The 26,475-nt window shown below is 54.7% G+C and carries 30 protein-coding genes; all 30 read right to left on the reverse strand.

All coding sequences use genetic code 11. From position 1 onward, the window contains the following. Positions 1 to 272: 272 nt before the first annotated feature. A complete protein-coding gene (locus AC3WJN_RS01095; RefSeq protein ID WP_007777732.1) occupies positions 273 to 647 on the reverse strand; it encodes a YraN family protein in 375 nt (124 codons plus the stop codon). Then, positions 644 to 934 (reverse strand): EscU/YscU/HrcU family type III secretion system export apparatus switch protein, encoded by a 291-nt coding sequence (locus AC3WJN_RS01100; RefSeq protein ID WP_005834305.1) that lies wholly within the window; start codon positions 932 to 934, stop codon positions 644 to 646. Before AC3WJN_RS01100 ends, AC3WJN_RS01095 begins: the two co-directional genes overlap by 4 nt. Then, positions 931 to 2,844 carry a TP0910 N-terminal domain-containing protein gene (locus AC3WJN_RS01105; RefSeq protein ID WP_007777730.1) on the reverse strand — a complete coding sequence of 638 codons (1,914 nt, stop codon included), beginning with the start codon at positions 2,842 to 2,844 and terminating at the stop codon, positions 931 to 933. The genes AC3WJN_RS01100 and AC3WJN_RS01105 overlap by 4 nt, the downstream gene beginning before the upstream one ends. Before the next feature lie 34 nt (positions 2,845 to 2,878). Next, on the reverse strand, positions 2,879 to 3,655 hold the full coding sequence (gene rnhB, locus AC3WJN_RS01110; RefSeq protein ID WP_005834307.1) for a ribonuclease HII: 777 nt from the start codon (positions 3,653 to 3,655) through the stop codon (positions 2,879 to 2,881). An 87-nt stretch (positions 3,656 to 3,742) separates the two neighbouring features. After that, positions 3,743 to 4,636, reverse strand: coding sequence for a ribosome biogenesis GTPase YlqF (gene ylqF, locus AC3WJN_RS01115; RefSeq protein WP_005834309.1), 894 nt, complete (start codon positions 4,634 to 4,636; stop codon positions 3,743 to 3,745). Positions 4,637 to 4,666: 30 nt separating this feature from the next. Further along, on the reverse strand, positions 4,667 to 5,230 hold the full coding sequence (gene lepB / locus AC3WJN_RS01120) for a signal peptidase I (RefSeq protein ID WP_005834311.1): 564 nt from the start codon (positions 5,228 to 5,230) through the stop codon (positions 4,667 to 4,669). Positions 5,231 to 5,321: 91 nt separating this feature from the next. Beyond that, the gene (rplS, locus tag AC3WJN_RS01125; protein WP_005834313.1) at positions 5,322 to 5,669 is read right to left on the reverse strand and encodes a 50S ribosomal protein L19; all 348 of its coding nucleotides are present in this window, start codon (positions 5,667 to 5,669) and stop codon (positions 5,322 to 5,324) included. A 160-nt stretch (positions 5,670 to 5,829) separates the two neighbouring features. Beyond that, a complete protein-coding gene (gene trmD, locus AC3WJN_RS01130; RefSeq protein ID WP_005834315.1) occupies positions 5,830 to 6,576 on the reverse strand; it encodes a tRNA (guanosine(37)-N1)-methyltransferase TrmD in 747 nt (248 codons plus the stop codon). A 12-nt stretch (positions 6,577 to 6,588) separates the two neighbouring features. Next, positions 6,589 to 7,107: a ribosome maturation factor RimM gene (gene rimM / locus AC3WJN_RS01135; protein WP_005834317.1), complete on the reverse strand. Its 519-nt coding sequence runs from the start codon at positions 7,105 to 7,107 to the stop codon at positions 6,589 to 6,591. Between the two features lie 15 nt (positions 7,108 to 7,122). Further along, positions 7,123 to 7,551: a YlqD family protein gene (locus tag AC3WJN_RS01140; RefSeq protein ID WP_005834319.1), complete on the reverse strand. Its 429-nt coding sequence runs from the start codon at positions 7,549 to 7,551 to the stop codon at positions 7,123 to 7,125. 71 nt (positions 7,552 to 7,622) lie between these two features. Next, positions 7,623 to 7,850: a KH domain-containing protein gene (locus AC3WJN_RS01145; protein ID WP_005834320.1), complete on the reverse strand. Its 228-nt coding sequence runs from the start codon at positions 7,848 to 7,850 to the stop codon at positions 7,623 to 7,625. A gap of 23 nt (positions 7,851 to 7,873) precedes the next feature. Further along, entirely contained in the window at positions 7,874 to 8,146 is a 273-nt protein-coding gene (gene rpsP / locus AC3WJN_RS01150; RefSeq protein ID WP_005834322.1) for a 30S ribosomal protein S16, read from the reverse strand. 112 nt (positions 8,147 to 8,258) lie between these two features. Then, positions 8,259 to 9,674, reverse strand: a complete 1,416-nt coding sequence (gene ffh / locus AC3WJN_RS01155) for a signal recognition particle protein (RefSeq protein ID WP_007777724.1) — start codon at positions 9,672 to 9,674, stop codon at positions 8,259 to 8,261. 10 nt (positions 9,675 to 9,684) lie between these two features. Next, entirely contained in the window at positions 9,685 to 10,023 is a 339-nt protein-coding gene (locus tag AC3WJN_RS01160) for a putative DNA-binding protein (protein ID WP_005834326.1), read from the reverse strand. Between the two features lie 143 nt (positions 10,024 to 10,166). Next, the gene (gene ftsY / locus AC3WJN_RS01165) at positions 10,167 to 11,174 is read right to left on the reverse strand and encodes a signal recognition particle-docking protein FtsY (protein WP_005834327.1); all 1,008 of its coding nucleotides are present in this window, start codon (positions 11,172 to 11,174) and stop codon (positions 10,167 to 10,169) included. A gap of 105 nt (positions 11,175 to 11,279) precedes the next feature. Then, a complete protein-coding gene (gene smc, locus AC3WJN_RS01170) occupies positions 11,280 to 14,852 on the reverse strand; it encodes a chromosome segregation protein SMC (protein ID WP_005834329.1) in 3,573 nt (1,190 codons plus the stop codon). 276 nt (positions 14,853 to 15,128) lie between these two features. Then, positions 15,129 to 15,815 (reverse strand): ribonuclease III, encoded by a 687-nt coding sequence (gene rnc, locus AC3WJN_RS01175; RefSeq protein ID WP_005834331.1) that lies wholly within the window; start codon positions 15,813 to 15,815, stop codon positions 15,129 to 15,131. A 54-nt stretch (positions 15,816 to 15,869) separates the two neighbouring features. Further along, the gene (gene fabF / locus AC3WJN_RS01180; protein WP_005834333.1) at positions 15,870 to 17,111 is read right to left on the reverse strand and encodes a beta-ketoacyl-ACP synthase II; all 1,242 of its coding nucleotides are present in this window, start codon (positions 17,109 to 17,111) and stop codon (positions 15,870 to 15,872) included. Positions 17,112 to 17,244: 133 nt separating this feature from the next. Next, positions 17,245 to 17,478, reverse strand: coding sequence for an acyl carrier protein (gene acpP / locus AC3WJN_RS01185; RefSeq protein ID WP_005834336.1), 234 nt, complete (start codon positions 17,476 to 17,478; stop codon positions 17,245 to 17,247). A gap of 53 nt (positions 17,479 to 17,531) precedes the next feature. Further along, on the reverse strand, positions 17,532 to 18,272 hold the full coding sequence (fabG, locus tag AC3WJN_RS01190) for a 3-oxoacyl-[acyl-carrier-protein] reductase (RefSeq protein WP_005834339.1): 741 nt from the start codon (positions 18,270 to 18,272) through the stop codon (positions 17,532 to 17,534). After that, positions 18,266 to 19,216, reverse strand: coding sequence for an ACP S-malonyltransferase (gene fabD / locus AC3WJN_RS01195; RefSeq protein ID WP_005834340.1), 951 nt, complete (start codon positions 19,214 to 19,216; stop codon positions 18,266 to 18,268). Before fabD ends, fabG begins: the two co-directional genes overlap by 7 nt. Continuing rightward, entirely contained in the window at positions 19,216 to 20,235 is a 1,020-nt protein-coding gene (locus AC3WJN_RS01200; protein ID WP_005834342.1) for a beta-ketoacyl-ACP synthase III, read from the reverse strand. The genes fabD and AC3WJN_RS01200 overlap by 1 nt, the downstream gene beginning before the upstream one ends. 5 nt (positions 20,236 to 20,240) lie before the next feature. Next, positions 20,241 to 21,248 carry a phosphate acyltransferase PlsX gene (gene plsX, locus AC3WJN_RS01205; protein WP_005834344.1) on the reverse strand — a complete coding sequence of 336 codons (1,008 nt, stop codon included), beginning with the start codon at positions 21,246 to 21,248 and terminating at the stop codon, positions 20,241 to 20,243. 20 nt (positions 21,249 to 21,268) lie between these two features. Beyond that, complete coding sequence (fapR, locus tag AC3WJN_RS01210; RefSeq protein ID WP_005834346.1) at positions 21,269 to 21,853, reverse strand: transcription factor FapR; 585 nt, start codon at positions 21,851 to 21,853, stop codon at positions 21,269 to 21,271. 120 nt (positions 21,854 to 21,973) lie between these two features. Continuing rightward, positions 21,974 to 22,945, reverse strand: a complete 972-nt coding sequence (locus tag AC3WJN_RS01215) for an ABC transporter ATP-binding protein (protein WP_005834347.1) — start codon at positions 22,943 to 22,945, stop codon at positions 21,974 to 21,976. A gap of 12 nt (positions 22,946 to 22,957) precedes the next feature. Continuing rightward, on the reverse strand, positions 22,958 to 23,746 hold the full coding sequence (locus AC3WJN_RS01220; RefSeq protein ID WP_005834350.1) for an ABC transporter permease: 789 nt from the start codon (positions 23,744 to 23,746) through the stop codon (positions 22,958 to 22,960). 4 nt (positions 23,747 to 23,750) lie between these two features. Next, positions 23,751 to 24,530 (reverse strand): ABC transporter permease, encoded by a 780-nt coding sequence (locus tag AC3WJN_RS01225; RefSeq protein ID WP_005834352.1) that lies wholly within the window; start codon positions 24,528 to 24,530, stop codon positions 23,751 to 23,753. Between the two features lie 182 nt (positions 24,531 to 24,712). Continuing rightward, positions 24,713 to 25,474 (reverse strand): DeoR/GlpR family DNA-binding transcription regulator, encoded by a 762-nt coding sequence (locus AC3WJN_RS01230; RefSeq protein ID WP_007777711.1) that lies wholly within the window; start codon positions 25,472 to 25,474, stop codon positions 24,713 to 24,715. Positions 25,475 to 25,626: 152 nt separating this feature from the next. Further along, complete coding sequence (rpmF, locus tag AC3WJN_RS01235; RefSeq protein ID WP_005834357.1) at positions 25,627 to 25,797, reverse strand: 50S ribosomal protein L32; 171 nt, start codon at positions 25,795 to 25,797, stop codon at positions 25,627 to 25,629. Between the two features lie 138 nt (positions 25,798 to 25,935). Then, positions 25,936 to 26,454 carry a YceD family protein gene (locus AC3WJN_RS01240; RefSeq protein ID WP_005834359.1) on the reverse strand — a complete coding sequence of 173 codons (519 nt, stop codon included), beginning with the start codon at positions 26,452 to 26,454 and terminating at the stop codon, positions 25,936 to 25,938. Positions 26,455 to 26,475 lie beyond the last annotated feature (21 nt).

Raw genomic sequence — 26,475 nt, forward strand, 5'->3', positions numbered from 1 at the left:
TGAATCACAAGTTTTTTTGAAAAACATTTGTTTTTCTAAAAAACTTTAATTTAGCGCGAAAGGCAATCGTTTCTTTCGTTTGGCAACACAGGCTGATCGGACTTGTGGCTTATGCCGGAAAAAAGAAAAAATGCCTTCCAGCCTATGCCTGGAAGGCGAATGATGATGCTTGGAGGAGTTTCATCGCGTCGAGTACAGTACATTGTACGCAGGTGCGGTGACCGTTGCTGTAGACATATCCCCATTATCCAGGTAGCCTGGAGCCCGTTTTTTTAAAAAGCCCCCACAAAATGCTCGATCGTCGGCGCTGCTTGCTCGCCATCGGCCGAGGCGGGCTGGAAAATGGCGACGACGTCAAAGCGAATGGACGGCACATGCCGCGACTGTGCCTGCAAATAAGCGACAGCCAGCTCACGCAACTTCTGTCTTTTCCTCCACGTCACAGATTCGGCAGCCGTGCCGCAGGCAAAACTGCTCCTGGTGCGCACCTCTACAAAGACAAGCGTCTCGCCATCCTGGGCAATCAGGTCAATCTCGCCCTGTCTCGTGCGTATATTTTGCGCGACGATCTCGTACCCTTTTTGCAGCAAATAACGCTTCGCGAGCTGCTCGCCTTTTTGTCCGAGAAGTCTGCGGCGGTTGCTCATCTTTTGGCTCCCCCTTTGTCCAGGCGGTACACGAAAGCGAGCACTTCCGCCACTACCTGATACAGCTCAGGGGGAATCTGCTGGTCTAAATCCAGCTTCCCCAGCACTTCTACGAGAGAAGGGTCTTCCTGAATAGGGATGTCGTGCTCCTTGGCCGTTTTCAGCATGTTCTCGGCAACGAAGCCTTTCCCCTTTGCGACCACTTTTGGCGCTTCCATGGCGCCAGCCTGGTATTTGAGGGCTACAGCCTGCTTGCGCTTGTTGTCAGGCGTGCCGGATTGGTTCATACGCGCACATCCATCCCTTTGTAATCGGCAAAAATCGCTCCTTTGGCCTGGCTCGCTCCCGGCTTGCTGCTCTGCCTGTCGGGAACTGGCTGAATGCGCATGGCGGACAAATGATAGCCCACGTCGTGCAATTGCTTCGCAAACTGCTCCTTCGTCCCCTGGGCCAGTGCTTCCAGCCAAGGAGAATCATTGAAGATTTGCAGGTTGACGATCCGGTTCACAATTCCGACGTCGATCATCGTCGTCCCCATGCCTTTCAGCTCCAGATGGAAAAACAAGCGGCAGTTTTCCGGGTCCAGCTTGCCGCTTCCCTGCTTTTTCGATTCGATCTGCACAAAAGCCGTCTCCTCGCCATCTGCCTGGCGAATCGGAATTTGCAGCACGATTTGCGACAAGGTGTGACTGCCTGGCTGGACCATCATCAACTGCTGTCCGGTGACTTGCTGCAGCAACTGATCGGCTGCCTCGCGCAGCGCAGTCGGCACTGATTGCGCAGGCGCCTGACTGATCTGCAAAAGCAACGATTTCACTGTTTCGAGCTGCTTGCGCGCTCCCGGATCGGCTTGTTGCTGTCCAAGCGCCTGGCCCATCAATTCGCGTTCATGGTTGATGCCCAAGTGTCGAAACAGTTCGACGAGCGGGTTGGCGGAGGGCGAGCCTGTTACAGTCCCCGTCACAGTCGGCTGCACTCCGCCATTCGCCTGTTGTCCGCCGGGGGTGGCGATTGGCCTGGCTGTAGCGGGAAGCTCGATATTTGGCCCCTGATTTTGCTGGGGAAAAAGTCCAGACGGCTGCTGGCTGTTTTTCGTCCCTTCCAAAGCTGCTCCCGCTGGAAAAGCGGAGCTTATCTGCTCAGGCACAGCTCTCGCTTGGCGCATGGCATTTGCCGAAGCTGCGCTGGAAGGCGCTTCACCCGCCCCTGCGAGTGGCACAGCACCTGGCAGGCTGGTCGCTTTTCCCGTACCGTCAGACGGCTGACTGGCTGGCACTTGCGCTCCCGCCGCCTGTAGTCCGATTGATCCGGGAGCTACAGAAGCGTTGGACGCCGTCCCTTGCGCGTTTGAAGAAAGCGCTTGGAGAGTGGACTGGCTGGCATTGCCTGCCGCCGCTTGCGCTGTGCCTTGACTGGTTGCATTTCCTTGCGCGACTGGTTTGGTGGAGACAGCCGCACCTTCCGCGCTTTCCGCTGTCGGCAGCAACAACGGCAGCGCAGCCAGCTTTTCTTTCAGTTGGCCGACCACTTGCCGAACATCCGCGCTCATCGCGCCAGACGGTGCCCCTGTGCCGGAAGCGGAAGGCTGTCCAGGCTGCTTGGCGGCATTTTCCTCCTGGTTCAAAAACAACGTCGCTTCCTGCAAAAACTGCTGAATCGCCTGGCCCAGCGGTTTGCCGGACACAAACGCCTTCAGTCCCGAAACCGAATCTGGCGTCAGCGGCAAATTCCGCTTCATCGCCAAAAGAAACGCATCGACTGTGCTGTCATCCATCCCGATGCGCTGCGCCACCTGCGAAAAAGCCTGGGCGATTTCCTTGGTGACAGGCAAATTGGCGTTCACGAGCGCCTGTACGATTGCCTTGCTTTCTTTTGTCTCCGCAATGCCGAGAGAACGCATCAAGCTTTCCAGCGATGCTTCCTTTCCTGTCGCTTCCGCAGACGTGTCCAGCACTTTCAAGGTTACGACTCCGTTCGAAGGCTGAACCTGCAGCCACGCCTTTTGACCCGCTTCGAGATTCGCCTCCAGCTTGGCCTGAACCTGCATTCCGCCGATCTGGACCAGCGCCATTTGGTCCGGATAATGCTTGACCACCGTGCCTTTGAATACTTGTCCGGGCGTCAGCTCTACCGGCTTGACGTTTGCCGAAGGTGTCTTTTGCACGAAAGACGACATGATTTGCGACGTGGATAACATGGACTCCCCTCCTTCGAAAGTGCTAAGCAGTTGGTCAGGCTTGTTCTTTCACCCCGGTAAAGGTCATACGGTGAAGCGGCGTCGGCCCGTATGCGGCAATCGCTGCGAGATGCTCGGCTGTACCGTAGCCCGCGTTTTTATCGAAGCCGTACTGCGGGTACTGTTTGGCGTACTCAGCCATCATCCTGTCTCTCGTCACTTTTGCCACGATGGACGCTGCTGCGATCGATACGCATTTCGCATCGCCGCCAATGATCGGGATTTGCTTGCAGGACACCCCTGTCAGTTGCACAGCGTCAATCAAAAGCACATCAGCGGGCACTCCGGCGTCTTCGATGGCTGCCTTCATCGCTTCCTTGGTAGCGTTCAAAATATTGATCGCATCGATCCGCCGAGCATCGACCATGCCGATTCCGACCGCAACGGCATCCCGCATAATTACCTCGTAAAACGCCTCGCGCGTAGCTACCGGAACCTTTTTGGAATCGTTCAAGCCTGGCAAATAAAAATCTTTCGGCAAGCAAACGGCACTCGCCACGACAGGCCCGGCCAAAGGCCCGCGCCCTACCTCGTCCACCCCAAAAACGTGCTGGTGCCCGTCGGCATAGAGTGCGCGTTCATATGTACTCATCTCGGTCCACAGTTGCTGAAGCTTGGCCTGGCGAGCCTTCGCGGCTTCTACCTGCTTCGCCAGCGCCTGCACGCCTGCCCGTTTGTCCGCTTGCAAACATTGTAAAAAATCACTAGGTACCTCGTCCAATTTTTCGATCGCCATCCGTATTTCTTTTATCGACATATCCGCCAGATTCATTGACTCATTTCTCCTTCTTACGAAAAAAACCGTCTATCAGCAATCGATAGACAGGCTTTTCGCGTGCGTGTGCGGCAAAACGTTACGCTATTCCATAAGCGAGAGCGGCTTGCCGATCGGTTCGTCCATTTCCCAGTCAATCGGGCGTTCCACGGAGATCGGCCCGAGCTTCCCTGAGCGCAGCTCGCGCAAAAAGATTTCCGCCGCTTTGTCGTAATCGATGTTGCCGCCCGAAATGAGGCAGCCGCGCTTTTTCCCGATTTCCTCCAGCATGGCGATGCGATCGTCCGGCAGCTCCTTCAGCTTGAAACGCTCGATCAAGCGTTCCGGATAGTAGTGCATCATATAGCTGATGACAAACAGCGCTACCTCTGTAAAGTCAATCAGCTCGTCCTTGATCGCACCGCTCGCCGCCAAGCGCAATCCAACCATCTGGTCTTCAAACTTGGGCCAGAGAATCCCCGGCGTATCGAGCAGTTCAAGCGTGTCGCCCATCTTCACCCACTGCTGCGCCTTCGTGACGGCCGGGCGGTCGCCCGTTGCCGCTACCGAGCGCTTGGACAGACGGTTAATCAGCGACGATTTTCCGACGTTGGGGATTCCTAAAATCATGATGCGGATCGCGCGTCCTTGCATTCCGCGTTCGCTGCGCTTCGCCAGCATGTCTGCCGCCAGCTCCTTGCACAGCTCAGGCAGTTTGTTTACGCCTTTTCCGCTCAAGGCATCAATCGGCAGCGTGCGAATGCCCTCTTTGCGGAAATAGGCAATCCATTCTTCTGTCGCCTTCTCGTCTGCGAGATCGGCTTTGTTCAGCAAAATTAATCGTGGCTTGTCACTGACAATCTCGTCAATCATCGGATTCCGGCTGGAAAGGGGAAGCCGCGCATCGAGAAGCTCGATCACCACATCAATCAATTTCAGCTTTTCCGTAACTTGCCGGCGCGCCTTGGCCATATGTCCGGGAAACCATTGGATCGTCATGTTGTCTCACCTACCTTGAAGCTATTGCGATTATCTCGTCATGCGAATGCTTGCAATCGGCCAGAACGTAAACTCCGCTCTGCCAACCACCGTGCTGACAGCGACAGGACCGATGGCCCGGCTGTCATGGCTGTTCGGACGGTTGTCGCCCATTACAAAAATGTGGCCTGCCGGTACCGTAACGGGTGGGAAGTCGTTCGTAAAATACGGCTCTCCCTGTTGTTTCGCCTGTTCCTTATGTTGTGCAAGATATGGCTCTTCAACCATGTTGCCGTTGATGTAGAGCTGATCGCCTTTCACCTCGACGGTATCTCCCGCCACAGCGATGACGCGCTTGATGTAGTCGCGCGTTTTCTCTGCGTGAAACACGATGATGTCACCCGGCTTCGGCTCCTGCAAATAGTAAATGGCCTTGTTGACGACCAGTTTTTCGCTGTTATGTAACGTCGTTTCCATGGACTCGCCCTCGACAATAAACGGGGCAAACAAAAAGGTTCGAATGAGAAAAGCGAGAATCAAGGCAATGCCGAGCGCCTTCGTCCATTCCCATAGCTCATTTTTTTTCGTGCGACCGGAGGATACTTCTTCGTTCATCACTTACGCCCTCCCAAGCTGGCTCGTCCAACCCTGTAAATGGAAAAAAGAGGCCTGGCAAGCAGACCAGTCCCCTTTTCAAGCGCTTCGCTTATCGACGAATTTCTTTAATACGAGCTGCTTTCCCTACGCGATCGCGCAGATAGTACAGTTTCGCACGACGTACTTTACCATGACGCACGATTTCGATCTTCTCGATCTTAGGCGTGTGTACTGGGAACGTACGCTCAACACCTACGCCGTAAGAAATCTTACGAACAGTAAATGTTTCGCTGACACCTGTACCGCGACGGCGAATCACTACGCCTTCGAACAGCTGAATACGCTCACGCTGACCCTCGATAACCTTAACGTGTACACGAACAGTGTCACCAGGTCGGAACGCAGGAATATCCTGTTTCAATTGCTCTTTTTCCAATTCACGGATAACTTGGTTCATTTCAATTCCCTCCTTCCGATAGACGTTCTTACTCGTCTCGCCAGTTTGGCCCGGTCACCCAACAGGGACCGAATTACGAGTAGCGGACCGCCTTAGTCAGCGGGCAAAATTGCCACAAGAAGTATATTAACATAGTAGGCAGGAAACTACAAGGCCTGTTCTACAATTTTCCTTCCATGTTTTGCTCCTGCTCAAGCTCTGCCAGCAGCTTTTTCATTTCGTCTGTCAGCTCAAGCTTCGCCAAGAGATCGGGACGGCGCGCCTTCGTTCGGCGCAACGATTCTTTCAGGCGCCAGCGCTCGATGTTGGCATGGTGGCCGGAGAGCAAAATATCCGGGACCCTCCAGCCGCGAAACTCCGCCGGCCGCGTATAGTGCGGGTATTCGAGCAACCCGGTCGAAAACGAATCCTCGACGGCTGACGTCTGGTTTCCCAGAGCACCCGGCTGCAAGCGCACGACACTGTCGATCACGACCATCGCGGCCAGCTCGCCGCCTGTCAGCACGTAATCGCCAATCGAGATTTCATCCGTGACCAAATGCTCGCGGATGCGCTCGTCATAGCCTTCGTAATGGCCGCAGATGAACACGAGATGCTCCTCCTGGGCCAGCTCCTCGGCCAGCTTTTGGTTGTACGGCACGCCTTGCGGGCACATGAGGATCACACGCGGCTTCTTTTCCCCTGCGAGCGCCTCTACCGCCCGAAACAACGGCTCGGGCTTGAGCACCATGCCCCCGCCGCCGCCGTATGGCGTATCGTCAACCGTGCCATGCTTGCTCTCGGAAAAATCGCGAAAGTTGGTGACGTGAAAGTCGACCAGCTCCTTCTCGCGGGCTTTTCCCAAAATGCTGCTGGACAAGACGCCCGCAAACATTTCGGGAAACAGCGTAAAAATGTCAATCCGCATCAGAAGTACCTCCTACAGCAAGCCTTCCATCAGATGGCAAACCACGCGTTTGTTGGCGATGTCCACTTCCTTGATGCAATCGTCGATAAACGGCAGCAAAATCTCTCCGCGCCGCCCTTTTACGACCCACACATCGTTTGCTCCCGGCTGCATCACATCGACGATTTTTCCGAGCTCTTCCCCTTCGTCCGTAACGACTTCGCAGCCGATCAACTGATGGATGTAAAACTCGTCCTCTTCCAGCTCCATCAGCGCGTCTTCCGGAATTTTCAGCTCGCCGCCCTTGTATTTTTCGATGTCGTTAATGTGTCCATAACCCTCGAAGCTCAAAATCTCAAAGTCTTTATGGGCGCGACGAGTCGCGATTTTCAGCTTCACTGGCTCGGAAAGAGACGGGTGAAACAAAAACAGCTCGCTGCCTTTGCGAAACCGTTGATCGGGAAAATCCGTCGTCGAGGTTACGCGCACTTCTCCCTTGAGCCCGTGCGTATTGACCAGCTTGCCCACCGTGTAAAACTTTTGGTTGCCCAAGCGTATTCACTCCTTCTATTCATCGGCTGCATGTCCTGCCGTTTGTCGAATCTCATGCACTCGTCCATCTTTTATCATGATTTCCGTTCCTGCCATGATTTCATCCCAAACATCGCCTACTTGGATTGTGACGGGACTTTGCACAGTCTGATAATCCATCTCACTGCCTTCGGGAAGACTCTCCGCCTGCTGCAAGGCAAAAGAGAGTTGGGCGATTTTTTCCTTGCGCCGCCGCTCTTCCTGGGCAATCTTTTCTTGCGCGAGCGCATATGTATCCGCAGACTTTTTCTTCGCTTCGGCCAATATTTTTTTCGATTGGAACTGCCATTGCTCCCATTCTTCGCGCTGCTGGCGAAGCTGTCTGCTGTACTGGTCAATCAGCACAGCGCGGGATGCTTCTGTCATGATGAGTTTGACCTGTACCGACCGAAAAATCGTGAGCATGTCCTGTCACTCCTTTCGACGTATCAGTTCATATCAACCAAAAAAGACTGGGAAAGCTCCCAGCCTTTTTGTCAAACAATCTCAACCGTAACGCGCTTGTCCGTTTCCACGGATGCCGCCATCACGACAGTGCGCAGGGCTTTGGCGATCCGTCCTTGCTTGCCGATGATCTTCCCCATATCATCAGGGTGCACCGACAATTCAAAGACGAGAGTGCGCTCTTTGTCCACTGCATTCACACGAACCTCATTCGGATGATCGACGAGAGCTTTAGCGATCGTTTCGACCAGCGCTTTCATCATCAGACCTCCAGATGACCGACTTATTTGCCGTATTTGGTTTCGTGCACTTTTGCGAGAACGCCTTCTTTGGAGAGAAGGTTACGAACGGTATCAGTCGGAGCTGCACCATTCAGGATCCATTGTACCGCTTTTTCGGTATCAATTTTCACCACTGCCGGTTGAGCAACCGGATTGTAGTAACCGATTTCTTCAATGAAACGGCCATCGCGTGGGGAACGGGAGTCAGCTACTACTACACGGTAGAAAGGAGCTTTCTTGGAACCCATGCGTTTCAGACGGATTTTAACTGCCATGTTGTGTCACCTCCTGTATGGATCAACGCGAGATAAACATCTGCGTTGGTGCTACTATATCTGAACCATCGCGCTGTCTGACAAGTCAGCGGCGCGAAGAGATCATGCCTCTTTACTTGAACGGTGGTTTGAAATTGAAGGGGAAGTTCATGCCGCCTTGGTTGTTTCCTCCGCCTTTGCCCATGAACGGCAGTCCGAAGCCGCCTTTTTTCTTCGACTTCTTGACCATCTTGTCGGCGACGCCCGTGAATTGCTTCATCATTTTTTTCATTTCCTCGAACTGCTTGATGAACCGATTCACTTCCTGAATGCTCGTGCCGCTTCCGCTCGCAATGCGCTTGCGGCGGCTGGCGTTCAAGAGGTCAGGGTTGGCACGCTCTGCCTTGGTCATGGATTTGGCGATTGCTTCCACGCGGGCAATCTGCTTCTCGTCCACGTTCATTTTGCCTTTCATCTTGTTCATTCCGGGCAGCATGCCGAGAATGTCCTCAAAAGGCCCCAAATTGCGCAACTGCTGCATGGAATCCAGGAACATGTCGAAGGTAAATTCGCCTTGACGCATCTGGCGCTCCATGTCGCGCGCTTTTTCTTCATCCACGGACGCCTGCGCCTTTTCGATCAGGCTGAGTACATCACCCATTCCCAAAATGCGGGAAGCCATGCGATCCGGATGGAACGGTTCGAGCGCATCCAGCTTTTCACCCATCGCCGCGAACTTGATCGGCTTGCCAGTGACAGCTTTGACGGATAGTGCCGCACCGCCTCGGGTATCCCCGTCGAGCTTGGTGAGAACCACGCCAGTCAGTTCGAGCTGGCTGTTGAAGCTCTCCGCCACATTGACGGCGTCCTGACCTGTCATCGCGTCCACGACGAGCAAAATCTCATCGGGCTTGGCAACTTCGCGAATTTGCTTCAACTCGTCCATCAACGCTTCATCAATATGCAGGCGACCTGCCGTATCGAGAATCACAACGTCGAGGTGATTGGCTTTCGCGTGTTCAATCGCTTGCCGAGCGATGTCAACAGGACTGACTTGATCTCCGAGAGTGAAAACGGGAACATTCAGTTGCTCCCCCAAAACTTGTAGCTGCTTGATCGCAGCCGGACGGTAAATGTCGGCTGCCACCAGAAGCGGCTTCTTGTTTTGCTTTTGCAAATACTTGGCCAGCTTACCAGTCGTGGTCGTTTTCCCCGCCCCTTGCAAACCCGCCATCATGATGACGGTCGGCGGACGGTGCGCCATCGTCAACTGAGCTACGCTGCCACCCATCAGGGCGACCAGCTCTTCGTTCACGATTTTGATAACCATTTGACCTGGCGTCAGGCTTTTCATGACTTCCTGGCCGACTGCGCGCTCTTTGACGCGAGCGACGAAGTCTTTTACTACTTTGAAGTTAACATCTGCTTCCAGCAGGGCAAGGCGGACTTCCCGCATCGCCTCGTTGACGACGGTTTCGTCGATCTTTCCTCTGCCGCGCAGTTTGTCAAATGCGTTTTGCAGCCGATTGGCCAAGCTTTCAAACGCCATGCGAGCCCTCCTAATCCATCTCTGACAGTTGGTGGAGCAAAGTATTCAGCTCGTCTCTTGTCTCGCTCTCTGCAAGCCCATTTACAAGCTCATTCATTCGTGCCAGCACTTCCATCCGCTTCTCGTGGCGCTGTGCCAGATTAAGCTTCTGATCGTATTCGAACAACTGCTTTTCTGCCCGCTTGATGTGGTCGTAAACAGCTTGTCGGCTGACCTCGTGCATTTCCGCGATTTCTCCGAGCGACAAGTCATCCAGATAGTACAGCTCCAGATATTCTCGCTGCTTGCCCTTGAGTAGCGGTGCATAAAAGTCAAACAAGAGATTGACTTGATTGGTCTTTTCTAACATGAAACCAATCCTTTGCTGTGAGGTACTCGTTTCGAAACTGTAAAGGCTTTTTCTTTACAGCACGTAGATTATAGTACCTAATTCTACACCTAGTGTCAAGGTTTTTTATTGACATCTTTTTTTGCGTTCCAGACATTATGATATTACGCGTTTTCCTGCTCTTCGGCTTCCTCTTTTTGGATCAATCCGGCAAACAGCGCATGCACAAACTGCTCGGGATCGAACTGCTGCAGATCGTCCATCTTCTCGCCGAGGCCGACGTATTTGACCGGGATGTTCAGCTCGTTGCGGATCGCGATGACGATGCCGCCCTTCGCCGTACCGTCGAGCTTGGTCAGGACTAGGCCGGTCACTCCGGCGGACTGGCCGAAAGTCTTCGCCTGGGACAGCGCGTTTTGCCCAGTCGTGGCGTCGAGGACGAGCAACACTTCATGCGGCGCGCCAGGCAGTTCGCGCTGCAACACGCGGTGCACCTTCGCCAGCTCCTCCATCAGATTGACCTTGTTTTGCAAACGTCCGGCCGTATCGCACAAAAGCACGTCGACCTTGCGCGATTTGGCGGCCTGGATGGCGTCGTAAATGACCGCTGCCGGATCGGAGCCTTGCTGCTGTTTGATGACGTCAACGCCGACGCGCTCGCCCCATACCTCCAACTGCTCGATCGCGGCTGCCCGGAACGTGTCGCCTGCGGCCAGCAGCACGTTTTTACCCTGCTGCTTGAACATGTGCGCCATTTTTCCGATCGTCGTCGTTTTGCCGACTCCGTTTACGCCGACGAACAAAATGACATTCAGCCGTCCGTCCTCGACGTTGAGCGCGGTGTCTGCCGCCTCGTCGTTTTTCAGCAGGGCCACGAGCTTCTCCGACAAAATCGGCTGCAAGTCCATGGCGTTTTCGATTTTTTGCTTGCGCACTTCTGTCCGCAAATCGTCAATCAGCTCCATGACGGTGTTGACGCCGACATCGGACGTAATCAAAATTTCTTCCAGCTCATCGAAGAAATCGTCGTCGATTTTTTTGTAGCGGCGGACCAGATCCTCCACTTTTTCTACCAGCAAATCTCTCGTTTTCGCCAGTCCATCCGTAAACTTCTGGGTTACTTCTTCGGATTTTTGGACGATCGCGTCACGAAGGCGCTTGAAAAAGCTCATGTTCATCTTCCTTTGCGGATAATCTTGTCAAAAGCTCGCATGAAGTCGAGCTTCGGCTGTATGCTCGTTTCTATTGCTTGCGGGCACTGACGATGCTGCGGCGAATTACGAGGCAGACTCGACGAATTTGTCGCTGTCCTCCAGCTTGACCGAGACCAGCTTGGACACGCCGCCCTCCTGCATCGTGATCCCGTACAAAACGTCTGCGCTCTCCATCGTGCCTTTGCGGTGCGTCACGCAAATGAACTGCGTCTGGCTGCTGAACTGCTGCATGTACTCGGCGAAGCGGTTGACGTTTGCCTCATCTAATGCCGCCTCCACTTCGTCAAGCACGCAAAATGGCACAGGCTTGACGCGCAGGATGGCAAAGAGCAGAGCCATCGCGGTCAGCGCGCGCTCGCCCCCGGAGAGCAGAGCCAGATTTTGCAGCTTTTTGCCCGGCGGCTGCGCCACGATGTCGATCCCGGTTTCGAGCAGATTGTCCGGATTGGACAAGAGCAAATCGGCCCGTCCCCCGCCGAACAACTGCACAAACACGTCGCGGAACTGCTCGGAGATCGCCTCAAACGTCTCCTTGAAGCGGCGCGACATCTCTGCGTCCATCTCCTGAATCACCTGGTAGAGCATGTCTTTTGCTTCATTCAAATCGGCTTCCTGCGCGCTTAAAAACTGCTGGCGCTCAGACAAGCGCTCGTATTCCTCAATCGCCCCGAGGTTGACCGTGCCGAGTGCGGCAATTTGCTTTTTGAGCTGGGCGACGATTTGCGTCTCCGCTTGCAACTCACCGCGCGGCGGGTATTTTTGCTTCGCCAGATCGTAGCTCATTTCGTATTCTTCGGAGAGTTTATTCAACAGGTGGTCAAGCTCCACCTCGCCGCGGTTGACCTTGACTTCCTCCTGATGGAGCTTCTCTTCCAGCGCTTTGACCTCGCGGCGAATTTCTTTTACCTGCACTTCCACCTGCTCCTGCTTGTGAAAAAGCGTCGCCCGCTCGTTGCGGCGTTCGGCAATCAGTCCGGCTACCCGTTCCTTGTCCTGACGCAGCTCGGCGATGCGCTGATCGAGCTCAAGCCCGGACGATTCGTTCGTGCGCTCCAACTCGTCGAGTGCGGCGAGGTTCGCGTTTTGCTCTTCCCATTCGCGCTGGAGCAAGCTTTTTTGTTCGATCAGGCGCTCCGTCTGCTCCAGGCGGGACTGGTGTTCCTGTTTCACCTGGGCATTCAGCACTTTCAGGCTGGTAATTTTCTGGTTCATTTCTTCCTTGGATTCCAACTGCTCCTGGCGCTTGGCCTCGGCTTCGGCGATCAGCTCGCTCAGCTTTTGCTCTTCTTGCTCCAGAACGGCCAAGTCCGCTTGAAGCTGCTCCTCTTTGCGCAACGCTTCTTCCATCTCTTTCTGGTAGGCGGCAATATCTTGCTCTACCAGCTTGGCCCGCTCGCCCAGCGAACGTCCCTCTGCTTCGGTTTGCTGCAAGAGGCCCTTGACTTCCTGTTCCTTCAACCGCAGCGCTTCGCCTTCCGAGCGGAGCGCTTCCTGTTCTTCTTCCATACGGCGAAGCTGTTCGGCCAGTTGCTCCATTACGGTAGTATGTCCAGAAATTGCCTCTTCGATTTCGCGCATTTGCGCTTCGAGCTCTTCTGCCTGACGGTTGCGGCCGAGCAGGTTGGCGCTGTTTTTCTTCAGGGCGCCCCCTGTCATCGAACCGCCCGCGTTGACGATATCGCCTTCGAGCGTCACGACGCGGTAGCGATAGCCGAGCGTGCGGGCGACGCGGTTTGCCTGCTCCAGCTTTTCCGTCACGATGACGTTGCCGAGCATGCTCTCCAAAATCGGGCGGTACGCTTCCTCAAACGAAACCAGCTCGCTGGCGATCCCGACAACGCCGCTTTCTTTTGCCAACTGCTGACGGTCGTTTGCCTGCAAGGTGCGCGGCCGGATGACATCCAGCGGCAAAAAGGTGGCGCGGCCTGCATTGTGCTGCTTCAAATAAGCAATCGCGGCTCGCCCTGCCGCCTCGTTATCGACGACGACGTTTTGCAGCGCCCCGCCCAAGGCGACCTCCATCGCCGTTTCGTACTGCTGCGGCACGACGACCAGCTCGGCGACCGCGCCGTGGATGCCTTTGAAGCCCCGCTCGCGTGCCTTGAGAATTTCTTTTACCCCTTGCTGGAATCCGGCAAATTCGGACTGCATCTCTTTGATGAGGTCCAGGCGGGACTTCGCCGCTTCTCTTTTTTGCTCGGACTGGCGCAGCTCCCGACGCACCTGTTCCATGCGCGCTTGTCCATCGCGCAGGCCGTCCATCAACTGCTTGTAGCGGGTAACCGTATCCTGAATGGTCTGATCGATCTGGGTCAGTTGCTCCTGCAGCTCGGCCATTCTCACCTGGCGCTGCACCTCTTCCAGCTCCAACTGTTCCTTGCCGGCCAGTTGGCGGTCGACGCGCGCCTGCGATGTCTGCACAAGCTGCTGCTGATGGCGGATTTCGTTGCGCAGGTTGGCCATTTCGTTCAGCTTTTCAAAATAATCGCCTTTCAACCGTTCCACATCGTCTGTCAACGACTGCACCATGGAGAAAAACTGCCCTTCAGCCTCCTGCAACGATGCATGGGCTTCCGCCATCCGCCGATCGGCTTCCTTGGCGCGCTCCTGCTCTTCGGCAAGCTCCGCTTCCAGCGCGTGCTGCTTCTCTGTCAGCCTGTGCATCTGCTCCATCGTCTGCTGGCGATTGGCGCTCAAATTGCGCATCCGCTCGCGCAATACTTCGCGCTGGCCTTCTACCTTTTCCGTCTCCTCGCTCACCGTCAAGAGAACGTGTTGCAGTTCCTCGATCGACTGGTCGATTTGCGTGACCGAAAAACGGGCCTGCTCCAGATCGGCTTCGTGCTTGGCCGCTTCCGTCGTCTGCCTCATCAAAAGCTCGCGAAGCTCCTGCACGCGCTGCGTCGCGGCCTCCCATTTGCTGTGGGCCGCCTCGATCTGCTGCACGTACAGCGCGACTTCGTGCTCGACCAGCTTGCGGTGCAGCTCTTTGTACGTCTTCGCCGTCTCTGCCTGCTCCTGCAGCGGTCCGATCTGTTCGGTAATTTCGCTGACGATATCGTGGATGCGGATGAGGTTTTGCTCGGTGTCATCGAGCTTTTTCTCCGCCTCGCGCTTGCGGGTCTTGTACTTGACGATGCCCGCCGCTTCTTCAAAAATGCCGCGGCGATCTTCCGACTTCGTGCTGAGAATTTCTTCGATTTTTCCCTGGCCGATAATGGAGTACGCTTCTTTTCCCAGCCCCGTATCCATGAACAGCTCCATAATGTCCTTCAAGCGGCATGATCTGTTGTTTATGTAATACTCACTGTCACCGGAGCGGTAGACTCTGCGCGTGATGGAAACCTCCGAATATTCCACGTCGAGGGAACGATCCGTATTGTCCAAGGTGAGCGTCACTTCGGCAAAGTTCACTGGCTTGCGCTTGTCGCTGCCCGCGAAAATAATGTCCTCCATCTTCGCTCCGCGCAGCGACTTGGCACTCTGTTCTCCGAGCACCCAGCGGATCGAGTCGGAAACGTTGCTCTTGCCGCTTCCGTTCGGACCGACTACCGCTGTCACTCCTGGTACGAACTCCAATTCCGTCCTGTCGGCAAACGATTTGAATCCTGCCAGCTCCAGGCGTTTCAAATACATACTTACGGTCCTCCTTACCAAACCAACCTAATCTGCCCGTGACGCACGGCCGTCCGCAAGCGGACAAAGAGGCGCACGGCATGAATCGGATGGTACCCGAAAAGAGCCCCTGTATCAGACAGGAGCTACTCCACTGCGAGCCTTCGTGGTCATATCGAAATAAGTGTATCATAGAAAGCTGTCATCACGCAGTATTTTCCCGGCTTTTCCAAGCGGGAACAAAGAAAGCTACACCACCTGCGCCCGCAGATGATGCAGCTCCCTTTTTCCGAGCCTTTATTTCTCCCCCAGCTTTACCAGCGCCCGCGCGGCTGCCTGCTGTTCCGCTTCCTTTTTGGAACGGCCCGAGCCAATGCCAAGCGAACGATTGTTCAAAAGCACTTCCGATACGAACTCTCGATTGTGAGCTGGTCCTTTTTCTTCTACAATGCGATACTGGATGTCTCCCAGATTGTCCTGTTGAACAAATTCCTGCAACTGGCTCTTGAAGTCTGTTACCTGGGCAAACTCTCCCTTGTCGATTCTGGGGTAGACGTATTTTTCCATGAAGGAAAATACGGCATCCAGGCCCTGATCCAGATAGAGGGCACCAACAAAAGCTTCAAATACGTCCGCTAGCAAGGCAGGTCGCTGACGTCCGCCAGTCAACTCTTCCCCTTTTCCCAGCAAAACGAGATCGCCAAAATTCAGCAGTTCAGCAAATTTAACCAGAGAAGGCTCACAGACAATCGCTGCCCGCAGCTTCGTCATTTCGCCTTCGCTCATCTTCGGAAAAGTTTTGTATAAAAACTGGGAAACAGTCAACTCAAGCACAGCATCTCCCAAAAACTCCAGCCGTTCGTTGTCTGATATTCGTTTGCCGCGTTGCTCGTTCACGTAGGAAGAATGGGTGAATGCCTGCCGCAGAACGCTCTCATCGTGAAAGCGAAAGCCTATCTTCTCTTGCAGCTGTGCAAAATTCATCACCCTCACCACCATTCCAGGAGACTGCCTACTTTTTCTCTCAGTAGGGCTCATTTATGCTTCGTATCGCTTCAGGATCACCGTTGCATTATGACCGCCGAATCCAAACGTGTTGGAAACAGCCACATGGACGGTCGCCTTGCGCGCATGGTTAGGAACATAGTCGAGATCACATTCCGGATCAGGGTTTTCCAGGTTGATCGTAGGAGGAAGCACCTGATCGCGCAGGGCAAAAGCGGTCGCGATTGCCTCGATGCCGCCTGTCGCTCCGAGCAAGTGGCCTGTCATCGACTTGGTCGAGCTGACAGCCAGCTTGTAAGCGTGTTCGCCAAACACTTCTTTAATCGCCTGCGTCTCGGCGATGTCGCCCTGATCCGTAGAGGTTCCGTGTGCGTTGATGTAGCCCACCTCTGTCGGATCAATGCCTGCGTCACGCAGCGCATTTTTCATGCAGCGCGCAGCCCCTTCGCCACCTGGCGACGGAGAAGTGATGTGATGGGCATCCGCGCTCATGCCGTAGCCGATCACTTCCGCGATGATGTTCGCGCCGCGTTTTTTCGCGTGCTCCAGCTCTTCGAGGATCAGGACGCCCGCCCCTTCGCCCATGACGAAGCCATCGCGGTCTTTGTCAAACGGACGGCTCGCCTTTTGCGGCTCGTCGTTGCGCGTGGACATCGCTTTAGCCGAACAAAAGCCCGCAAACGCCATCGGACGAATTGTCGCTTCTGCACCGCCTGCGATCATCACATCCGCATGATCGAACTGGATCAAACGCAGAGCATCCCCGATTGCGTTTGTCCCTGTCGCACATGCGGTAATCGCGCTGGAAGTCGGTCCTTTTGCTCCGTATTGAATGGATACTGCACCGGAGGCCATGTTGGCAATCAGCATCGGAATGAAGAACGGACTCACGCGGCGTGGCCCTTTTTCCAACAGCACGGAATGCTGCTCTTCCCATGTAGACAGCCCGCCAATTCCGGACCCGATGTATACACCCACTCGTTCCGCATTTTCTGGCGTGATTTCCAGTTTCGCATCCTCTACCGCCATTTTGGCAGCAGCCAATCCAAACTGAACGAATCGGTCTGTACGTCGTATTTCTTTTTTGTCCATGTACAGCTCAGGGTTGAAGTCTTTCACTTCGCCCGCGATCTGCGTCGGATAATCCGTAGCGTCGAAAGCAGTCAGGCGGTCAATGCCTGATTTTCCTTCCAGCAAACTGTTCCAGAAGGTCTGCGCGTCATTTCCCACCGGGGAGACGACACCAACGCCAGTAATCACCACTCTTCGTTTCATTGCGATCACCTCTATATGAAAGTCAGCAGTCAGTTTCTTGCGTACACTTCATGCCTAACGTAACTTCCTGGTATGTATTCGGCGGCAATTGAAGGAGAAGTCCCGTATGGTACGGGACTTCCAACTGATGGATCTACTTGTGAGATTCTATGTATTTTACAACCTCACCAACAGAAGTGATCTTTTCAGCATCTTCGTCAGAAATCTCTAAATCAAACTCGTCTTCGAGTTCCATTACGAGTTCCACTACATCCAGGGAGTCAGCGCCCAGGTCTTCTTTGAAAGAAGCTTCCAAAGTAATCTTGGACTCATCTACACCCAGACGATCGACGATGATTTTCTTCACGCGCTCCAATGTATCTGCCATCTTGCTTCACCCCCTCTCCCGTATTATAGTAGATGAGCTTTCAAAAAACCAGTTTACATATACATGCCGCCATCCACATGCAAAGTTTGGCCTGTCATGTAATTGGCTGCGTCAGAAGCAAGGAACAGAACGACGGACGCAATGTCCTCTGTCTGGCCGAGACGAGCCAGCGGAATCTGGCTGATAAGGCCAGCTTTTACATCCTCCGGCAGCACGGCTGTCATTTCTGTATCAATAAATCCAGGCGCTACCGCGTTCACGGTGATGCCGCGGCTCGCCAGCTCGCGCGCGGCTGTCTTGGTCAGGCCGATGACGCCCGCTTTTGCCGCCACGTAGTTAGCTTGCCCCGCATTGCCGAGCACGCCGACCACGGACGTAATGTTGATGATCTTGCCCGAGCGTTGCTTCATCATCGGACGAGTCGCGGCTTTCAGGCAGTTGAATACGCCTTTCAAGTTGGTGGCAATGACGTCATCCCACTCTTCTTCCTTCATGCGCATCAGCAAATTGTCGCGGGTAATCCCGGCGTTGTTGACGAGAATGTCGATCGAACCGAAATGGTCGAGCGCGGCCTTGAACATATCGCCCACTTCCTCGGCCGAAGAAACGTTGGCGCGAACCATGATCGCATCGCGGCCCAGCTCCTTGACTTTGGCAACGGTCTCGGCTGCTGCGGCTTCGCTTCCTGCGTAGTTCACCACGACATTCGCTCCTGCTTCGGCCAGCTTGAGTGCAATCGCACGGCCAATCCCGCGGGAGGCTCCTGTCACAAGCGCTGTTTTTCCTGTTAGCATAGTACCCCTCCGTTCAAAAGCTCAGTCAAGGATTCCATGTCCTGGACCGAAATGATCGTCGTATCGGCTGGCGCGATTTTTTTAATCAGTCCCGCAAGCACTTTGCCTGGTCCGATCTCCACGAACGTAGTCACGCCCGCTTCGACCATCCACTGTACCGAATCCTCCCACAAAACCGGAGCCGATACTTGCTGCACAAGCTGCTCGACGATCGTTGCCGCTTCGGTAACAGGGCGTGCCGTCACGTTTGCCACGACCGGGACGCTCGCTTCCTGGACTGTGACGCCTGCAAGCACCGCCTGCAATTTGTCTGCGGCTGGCTGCATCAGGCTGGAGTGGAACGGTCCGCTCACGTTCAGCGGGAGCACACGCTTCGCTCCTGCTGCCTTGGCCTTTTCGCCCGCCAGCTTGACGCCTTCGGCCGAGCCGGAGATGACGATCTGCCCCGGGCAGTTCATGTTCGCTGGCTGAACCGGATGCCCGGAAGCGGTTACTTCCTCGCACACGGCTTGCAGGGCTGCGCGCTCCATGTTCAAGACCGCTGCCATCGCGCCCTGGCCTGCCGGAACGGCTTCTTCCATGAATTGGCCGCGTGCCCGAACGACTTTGACCGCATCGGCAAAAGACAGCGCGCCTGCTGCCACCAGCGCCGAATATTCGCCCAGACTGTGGCCCGCCACGAAATCAGGCGTGTAATCCGGCAACTTTTCTTTCAAGGCTGCAAGCACAGCGACGCTCGCCGTCAAAATCGCCGGCTGCGTGTTCGCCGTCAGCTTCAACTCTTCTTCCGGGCCTGCAAAGCACAGACCGGAGAGCGAAAAGCCGAGCGCGGCATCTGCCGTTTCAAAAATGCGGCGGGCTGCTTCCGACTGCTCGGAAAGCGTCTGCCCCATCCCTACGAATTGCGAGCCTTGGCCCGGAAAAACAAATGCTACTTTCCCCACTACTGTCCGCTCCCTTCCGCTGGCGTGGTCGACCATTTCAGAAGCGTTGCTCCCCAGGTCAAGCCCCCGCCGAAACCTACGAGAATGACGTTGTCGCCTTCTTTTACCCGTCCCGCCGCGATCGCTTCGTCCAGCGCAACCGGAATCGACGCAGAAGACATGTTTCCGTAACGGTCGAGGTTGATCGCCACTTTGTCCTCAGACAAGCCGAAGCGTTGCACGGCAGAGTCGATAATCCGCTTGTTCGCCTGGTGCGGCACCAAAAGGTCGATGTTTTCCCGCTCGACTCCCGCTTTGGACAATACCGCTTCTGTCGCGGAGTTCATCACGCGCACCGCGAATTTGAAGACTTCGCCGCCTGCCATCGAGAGATAGTGCAGGTTGTTTTCGACCGACTCGCTCGAAGCCGGGATGCGCGAGCCGCCCGCAGGCAGGCACAGCAACTCTCCGCCTGCGCCGTCTGCGCCAAGCTCAAACGACTGGAAGCCAAAGCCTTCCCGCACTTCGCCGATCACAGCGGCACCTGCGCCATCCCCGAACAGCACACATGTGTTGCGGTCTTTGTAGTTCGTAATTTTGGACAGCGTCTCTACCCCGACGACCAGCACGTATTTGTAAAGTCCGTTGGCAATGAACTGCGCCGCTGTCGTGATGCCGTACAAAAAGCCTGTGCAGGCAGCCGATACGTCAAGCGCCGCTGCACGTTTTGCTCCCAGCTTTTCCTGCAGGATGCAGGCAGTCGACGGGAACATCATATCAGGCGTCACTGTTGCCACGATAATCATGTCGAGCTGCTCTGCGCTGATGTTGGCTCGCTCCAGCGCTTTTTTCGCAGCTTCATAAGCAAGATCGGAGGAAGCTTGCTCAGCCGAGCAAATGCGACGTTCCCGGATTCCGGTGCGGGAAACAATCCACTCATCTGTCGTTTCCACCATTTTTTCCAGATCGAAGTTGCTAAGCACTCTGTCAGGTGTATAGGAACCTGTAGCCAAAATGCCTACTGAACGCTTTTTGTCCATCTGCCTCACTCGCTTTCTCCCGTTATATTTTTCTGTAGCGCCTGCGCAATGACTTCGTTTACATCTTGCCGCACGAAGCGGGCTGCACTGGCAATCGCGTTTTTCATCGCTCGCTCGTCAGAGGAGCCGTGTGCCTTGATGACAGGACTTTTCAGGCCCAACAACGGCGCTCCCCCGTATTCCGCATAGTCCATTTTGTTCTTGAAGCGCACGAGTCCCGGCTTTAAAATGGCCGCTCCTACTTTATTAATCAGACTGGAAGTAAACTCCTGCTTCAACAGCGAAAAGATTGTGGAGGCCGCGCCCTCTACCGCTTTCAGCAGCACGTTGCCGACAAAGCCGTCGCAAACGAGCACATCGCATGCCCCTTGCATGACGTCACGCGCTTCCACGTTGCCGACAAAATTCAGGTCTGCCTGGGACAGAAGCGGGAAGACGGCTTTGGTCAGCTCGTTTCCTTTTCCTTCCTCTGTCCCTACGTTGAGGAGTCCCACTTTCGGATTTTCAAAGCCCAGCACTTTTTCTGCGTACAGACTGCCCATCACCGCATATTGCAGCAGGTGATGCGGCTTCGCATCCATGTTGGCGCCGACGTCGAGCGTAAGCGTGACGCGGCCCAGTACATTCGGGATAAAGGCGGCCAGAGCGGGACGTTCAATCCCCTCCATGCGGCCTGCATAGAGCAACCCCGCCGTCATGAGCGCACCTGTATTACCTGCAGAGATCGCTGCATCCACGATTTTTTCGCGTGCCATCTCGACTGCTACGACAAGCGAAGAATTTTTCTTGCGACGTACAGCTCGAACCGGTTCATCATCTGGCAAAATCACTTCCGTAGTAGGAACGATCTCGATGTTTGCCGGCAAGTCTTGCGGCAAGTGGTTCCGAATGGCCTGTTCATCTCCCACCAGTACAACGGTAATGGCCGGGTTTTCCTTGATGGCAGCAAGCGCCCCTAAAACTGTACTTCGCGGTGCGTTATCGCCGCCCATCGCATCAACTGCAATTCGCAACCGTGTCTCCTCCTTACCTCTCATCCATGCCGATTTTGTGTCCCTGACATTTCTACAACCCGAAACGTCGCGGTAAAGACCAATTCTCCCTGAACCTTGGTCTCAACGCGCACTTTGCATTCGTCGCCGTTCCGGCTGCGCACCAGCGCTTTTGCCACCAGCTTTTCGCCGATGCGCACAGGCCGCACGAAGCGGATTCGGGCGGTTGCGGTCAACGCCACATCTGCATTAATGACTGCTACTGCCAACGAGTTGGCCTGGGCAAAAATATAGTGCCCCCTGGCAATCTGCGTCTTCGAAAAAACATGCTCTTCTTTTATTTCCAGTACGGAAATGGCTTGGGAATCGAGCTGCAAGTCGATGATCTCACCGATCACCTCGTCGATCCCCAGCGATTTTACGGGATCGAGACTCTTTTCGGCAACCGATTTGATCCGCTCGCGCAGCTCGGGAATCCCAAGCTCCAATCGGTCTAAACGTATTGTTTGAATGCTGACATGAAATAACTCAGCCAGATCTTCGTCCGTCGCAAATGGATTATCCGCCAGCGACTGCACCAAGCGCGTCTGGCGGTCTTTTTTTGGCAAGCGGGCGATGCGAAACACCCCCCTAGCAAGATTCTCATTCGGATATGTATGATTGCGAGCTGTTTTTAATACCAGGTACCAAAACAGTATAAGGGAGAACGTCGGCAATTACAAGTAAAGTTCTTGAAAATGTGGCTCTCACTCGCGGTACATCAGCCGAATGATTTCCTCGATCCCGGGTTCCTTCATTTGGATGTCCAGCGGCTCGCCCCAGTTCGCGACTGCGGCGAGAATGCGCGGCGAAGAAATTTTGCCTTTGTCAAAATGAATGGACAACACATTGCCTGCAAGCTCCATCCGCTCAATCCCCGGCAGTTCCGCCTCCAGGTGCGGGGGCTGGCGATATTCGACCTGAATCAAGCTGGGCAGGCCAATTTGGCGGCGCATGTCGTCCAGGCTCGTATCCATCATCTTTTTCCCGTGATTGATGACGATAATCCGCTTGCACAACTGTTCAATATCGTCCATGTCGTGCGTCGTGAGCAAAATCGTCTTTTTTTGCGTCTCGTTGACTTCTTTCAAAAACGCGCGAATCCGCGTCTTCGCAACCACGTCCAGGCCGATTGTCGGCTCATCCAGGAACAAAACGGGCGGATCGTGCAAAAGGGCCGCAGCGAGGTCCGCTCTCATTCGCTGTCCCAAAGACAACTTGCGCACAGGCGTGTCCAAAAACTCGTGCAAGTCCAAAAGCTCCTGGTACATCGCCATCGCGCGCCGATAGGCCCGGTCGTCGATCTTGTACATCGCCTGTAAAATTTCAAACGAGTCTTTGACAGGCAAGTCCCACCACAACTGTGTACGCTGTCCGAACACGACGCCGATGCGCGAAGCGACCTGGATTCTGTCTTTTTGCGGACTGTAGCCGTCAATGCGAATTTCCCCCTGACTCGGATGCAAAATGCCGGAGAGCATCTTGATCGTGGTCGATTTCCCCGCGCCGTTCGGACCGATGTAGCCGACGAACTCCCCCGCCTCGATTGAAAAGGAAATGTCGTCCACCGCCTTGACTTCGCGCTGCTCGCGGGAAAACAGGGAACGCAGCGAAGCGAACGGACCTTCTTTGGGCGGAGTCAGAAAAAACGATTTGCTGATATGTGCTGTTTCAATCATGTTACAACCTCCTTAGCTTCCCGTACTGTGATAGTGCCGAATCCCCGTATTCCAGAAGGCTCTCGCCAATAGCAGCGCCACTGTCGCCGCGACAGGCGCTGCAAGCGGGTAGTACCAGCCGCCCCCTTTTCCAAGCAAGGTCAGCATTGGCAAGTAGTTCATGTAGGCGATCGGGAGCGCCGAGAAAAACAGCCACTTCAGCCAGCCCGGATAGAGCGAGATCGGATAGTTGGAGGCGTTGGCCGGAGCGTAAATGGTGAAAGTCAGCATGTCTTTCATTTGGTGCGTCCAAAAAGACAGCGCCGCCGAGGCCAAGGCCATGGAAAAATAAATGACGCCGCCCGACATGATCGCCACAGGCGAAAACAGGGCGAGCCACCCAATCGGTCTGCCCTCTGCCGCAAGCCCGGCGAGCGCGACAACCAGCACCGCCACTCCCTGCACCACCCCGCCAATGCGCGAAAGGTCCAGATTGCGCGTGAGCAGAAGCATCAGCGGGGAGACGGGACGAATCAGCATCTGGTCGAACTCGCCGTGCACCACGTACTTTTCAAATTCGTGCAATTCTGGCGCAAACAGCCGATACAACGATACGGATGTCGACGAGATGCCGTACAGCATGCCGACCTCATAAATGTTCCAGCCCGCCACGTTGTCAAAGCGGTGCAAAATGGCGGAAAGAACGACGAAATCAAGCACCATAATCATCCCGGTCGTAGCCGCGCTGGTGATGAAATTCATTTTGTACTGCATTTGCGCGCGAATGCTGGCTGCGATTAGTTTTCGATAAAGTCCAAGCACCTCTCTACCCTCCTTGAATCTCCAGTTTTCTTCTCGCTCGCCCGGTCGCCAACAGCGCGATCGCCGTCAGCGCTACCGCCCAAAAAACTTGAACGGCTATCCCGTGCGCCGGAGCCAGTTCCAGCCAGGTCATGACCGGATAGTAAATCATCGCGGCAAAAGGCAAGAACGGAGCGACTTCCCCAAGGATGCCAGGCAACAGATCGACAGGAATCATCTGTCCGCCAAAGCCGAACAGCAGCGACATCAAAATAAGGTGCAACCAGCGCACCTCTGTCGTCCAAAAGGAAGAAATCCCGACCAGATAAAACAGGAGCATGGCGATGTACACCGCGAGCAACAGCGAGAGCGGAAACAGGAGATAAGTAAGCGGGTGGGAAGGAACGTAGAAGCCGACTGCAAGCCCGAGCAAAATGCCGATTGGTAGACTGCGATAACAGGCGTTGTAGAGCAGCCTGCCAAACTCCTGGCTCAAGGTGTACCACAAATAGTGGACGGGCTTAATCATGTCCAGGCTTACCGCCCCGCTGCGAACGCCCAGTTGGACATGGAGGCCTGGAGACAAAAACGCCGTGACCCAGAGCACACTTTGGCAAATTGCGATGTAATGGGCCATGGTCGTGGCATCGTACGGACCGTGTACTTGCTTGCCACGCAAAACCCCCATCCAGATGGCAATAAAAACAAGCCCGAAAACCGCGCTCGCCACATTGTTGACCAGATGAGAGAGACGATACTGAAGATTGCGACGATAGCTTTTGCGAATCAGCCGCCAGTAGACCATAAATTCCTCCTCGTGGAAAAGTCAGGATTTTTAGGATAGCAGGCCGTCTTTGTCCTTGCAAGCAAAAAAGAGAAGATTCTTCCCGCAAGAAGAACCTTCCCTGATAAATCCACCTGCTGTCACGCGGGGCTTCCCTTCACGCCAGCCAGGTGAAATCTATCCGCTCTTTGAAAAATCGTCGCCTACTCGTTTGCGACTATGACTTCCACTTCGTTTTTTTCCAGCGCCTCTGCCATCTCCCGCCCAGGCTGGCGGTCTGTCACGATCATGTCGATTCGCTCCAGGCTGGCTACGCGGTACAGCATGCTCTTCCCGAACTTGGTATGGTCGGCGAGAATGATGACCTGATCGGCCCGCTGAATCATTTCCCGAATGAGATAGCCGTGATCTTCATTCGTCGAGACGAGGCCGCTCGTCGTGAGTCCACATGCGCCAACCAGCACCTTGTCTACATGGTAATCCGCCAAGTTTTCAATGGTACGGGTGCCGTGCACGCACTGATCCTCCGGGTTGACGTCCCCGCCGAGCAGCTTCACAAGCACGCCATCCTTGCGCGCCACACTGGAGGCTGTCGCGAGCGAGTTCGTGATGATGACATGGTCTTTCGTCTGCAGCGATTCTACCGTCAGTTGCACGGTCGTCGACGCGTCGAGCAGCAAATAATCGCCGTCTTTTATCAGGCGGGCTGCTGCCTGCGCAATCCGGCGCTTGCCCGACAGGTCGAGCTGCATCCGCTCCTGATGCGAATAGCTTTTTTTGCTCAAGCTGGGCAAAATCGCTCCGCCGCGCGTGCGCAAAATCTGGCCCTGCTCCTCCAGCTTGACGATGTCACGCCTCGCTGTGTCGCGGGAGACGGAGAACTTTTCCACGACCTCCTGCACGCTGATGCGCTGGTGCTCTTGCAAATACTGCAAGATCGCGGCCAAACGTTCCTCTTGGTACATCACGATTTCACTCCATCCTCGCCTTTCTCCTTCATTGTAAGTCATTTGCACATTTTAAGCAATATCTGTAAGTATTAATAAGTAATGATAAGCGAAATGAGCGCACAAAAAAAGCAAGGTGATTGCTCACCTCACTTTTTACGCAGCAAAGCTTACTTTGCCACTTTCACACCTTTGTAGTGACCGCAGCTTGGGCAAACACGATGCGCAAGCTTGTATTCGCTGCAATTATCGCATTTGATCATGCCTGGAATCTCTAATTTGAAGTGCGTACGACGCATTCTTTTACGGGTTTTGGAAGTTCTCCGTTGAGGTACTGCCATCTTCCTTACACCTCCTTCAACTGACAAATGCTAAGATGCTCTATTGGGTGGATAGTATAGGCAAAATGCTTATGCCATCCTTCAAAAATGAGACGCTGCATCCGAAGACCGGCGCCTCACCTTGAAAACGGTAGAATACTACTTGCTGTCCTTGAAAAAGTCCGCCAACCCGGCCAAGCGCGGGTCGATCCGCTCATTCTTGCAGCTACATGCCACTTCGTTGCGGTTCACTCCGCAAGTCGGGCACAATCCTTTGCAGTCTTCCTCGCACAACGGGAAGGTCGGCATCGCAAGCAAAAAGTCCTCTTGCAACAGAGCGGTCAGCTCGATTTCGTCGCCCTCCAGCGGCAGGATATCGCTGTCTTCGTCCTCGCCCAGCACCGGATCATCCGCTAGTGCAAAGGTTTCGGAGAAGTCGACTGCTGCGTGATGGGTAAAAGGATTCAGGCACCGGGCGCACACAAAATCGACATCCGCCTTCATGCTGCCTTTTACATAGTAGAGATTGCCGAGCTGTACAGCCTCGCCCTCTGCGTTCACAGGCGTAATCCCGCGAATTTCCTGATGGCGATTTTTCAGCTCCGCTGCGTCGAGCGTCAACTGAAACGGCAATGGCTCTCCTTTTCGGTGTTCCAACTCTGCTAACTTAATGTTCATAGCACTTCACCTCATGCACAA

The organism is Brevibacillus sp. FW306-2-1A-C05A, from assembly GCF_058781555.1.

Coding starts and splice junctions, on each gene's coding strand:
- AC3WJN_RS01095 (WP_007777732.1), bottom strand. CDS start 647: ATGAGCAACCGCCGCAGACTTCTCGGACAAAAAGGCGAGCAGCTCGCG.
- AC3WJN_RS01100 (WP_005834305.1), bottom strand. CDS start 934: ATGAACCAATCCGGCACGCCTGACAACAAGCGCAAGCAGGCTGTAGCC.
- AC3WJN_RS01105 (WP_007777730.1), bottom strand. CDS start 2,844: ATGTTATCCACGTCGCAAATCATGTCGTCTTTCGTGCAAAAGACACCT.
- rnhB (WP_005834307.1), bottom strand. CDS start 3,655: ATGAATCTGGCGGATATGTCGATAAAAGAAATACGGATGGCGATCGAA.
- ylqF (WP_005834309.1), bottom strand. CDS start 4,636: ATGACGATCCAATGGTTTCCCGGACATATGGCCAAGGCGCGCCGGCAA.
- lepB (WP_005834311.1), bottom strand. CDS start 5,230: ATGAACGAAGAAGTATCCTCCGGTCGCACGAAAAAAAATGAGCTATGG.
- rplS (WP_005834313.1), bottom strand. CDS start 5,669: ATGAACCAAGTTATCCGTGAATTGGAAAAAGAGCAATTGAAACAGGAT.
- trmD (WP_005834315.1), bottom strand. CDS start 6,576: ATGCGGATTGACATTTTTACGCTGTTTCCCGAAATGTTTGCGGGCGTC.
- AC3WJN_RS01140 (WP_005834319.1), bottom strand. CDS start 7,551: ATGCTCACGATTTTTCGGTCGGTACAGGTCAAACTCATCATGACAGAA.
- AC3WJN_RS01145 (WP_005834320.1), bottom strand. CDS start 7,850: ATGAAAGCGCTGGTCGAAACGATCGCTAAAGCTCTCGTCGATCATCCG.
- rpsP (WP_005834322.1), bottom strand. CDS start 8,146: ATGGCAGTTAAAATCCGTCTGAAACGCATGGGTTCCAAGAAAGCTCCT.
- ffh (WP_007777724.1), bottom strand. CDS start 9,674: ATGGCGTTTGAAAGCTTGGCCAATCGGCTGCAAAACGCATTTGACAAA.
- AC3WJN_RS01160 (WP_005834326.1), bottom strand. CDS start 10,023: ATGTTAGAAAAGACCAATCAAGTCAATCTCTTGTTTGACTTTTATGCA.
- ftsY (WP_005834327.1), bottom strand. CDS start 11,174: ATGAGCTTTTTCAAGCGCCTTCGTGACGCGATCGTCCAAAAATCCGAA.
- smc (WP_005834329.1), bottom strand. CDS start 14,852: ATGTATTTGAAACGCCTGGAGCTGGCAGGATTCAAATCGTTTGCCGAC.
- rnc (WP_005834331.1), bottom strand. CDS start 15,815: ATGAATTTTGCACAGCTGCAAGAGAAGATAGGCTTTCGCTTTCACGAT.
- fabF (WP_005834333.1), bottom strand. CDS start 17,111: ATGAAACGAAGAGTGGTGATTACTGGCGTTGGTGTCGTCTCCCCGGTG.
- acpP (WP_005834336.1), bottom strand. CDS start 17,478: ATGGCAGATACATTGGAGCGCGTGAAGAAAATCATCGTCGATCGTCTG.
- fabG (WP_005834339.1), bottom strand. CDS start 18,272: ATGCTAACAGGAAAAACAGCGCTTGTGACAGGAGCCTCCCGCGGGATT.
- AC3WJN_RS01200 (WP_005834342.1), bottom strand. CDS start 20,235: ATGGACAAAAAGCGTTCAGTAGGCATTTTGGCTACAGGTTCCTATACA.
- AC3WJN_RS01215 (WP_005834347.1), bottom strand. CDS start 22,945: ATGATTGAAACAGCACATATCAGCAAATCGTTTTTTCTGACTCCGCCC.
- AC3WJN_RS01225 (WP_005834352.1), bottom strand. CDS start 24,530: ATGGTCTACTGGCGGCTGATTCGCAAAAGCTATCGTCGCAATCTTCAG.
- AC3WJN_RS01230 (WP_007777711.1), bottom strand. CDS start 25,474: ATGTACCAAGAGGAACGTTTGGCCGCGATCTTGCAGTATTTGCAAGAG.
- rpmF (WP_005834357.1), bottom strand. CDS start 25,797: ATGGCAGTACCTCAACGGAGAACTTCCAAAACCCGTAAAAGAATGCGT.
- AC3WJN_RS01240 (WP_005834359.1), bottom strand. CDS start 26,454: ATGAACATTAAGTTAGCAGAGTTGGAACACCGAAAAGGAGAGCCATTG.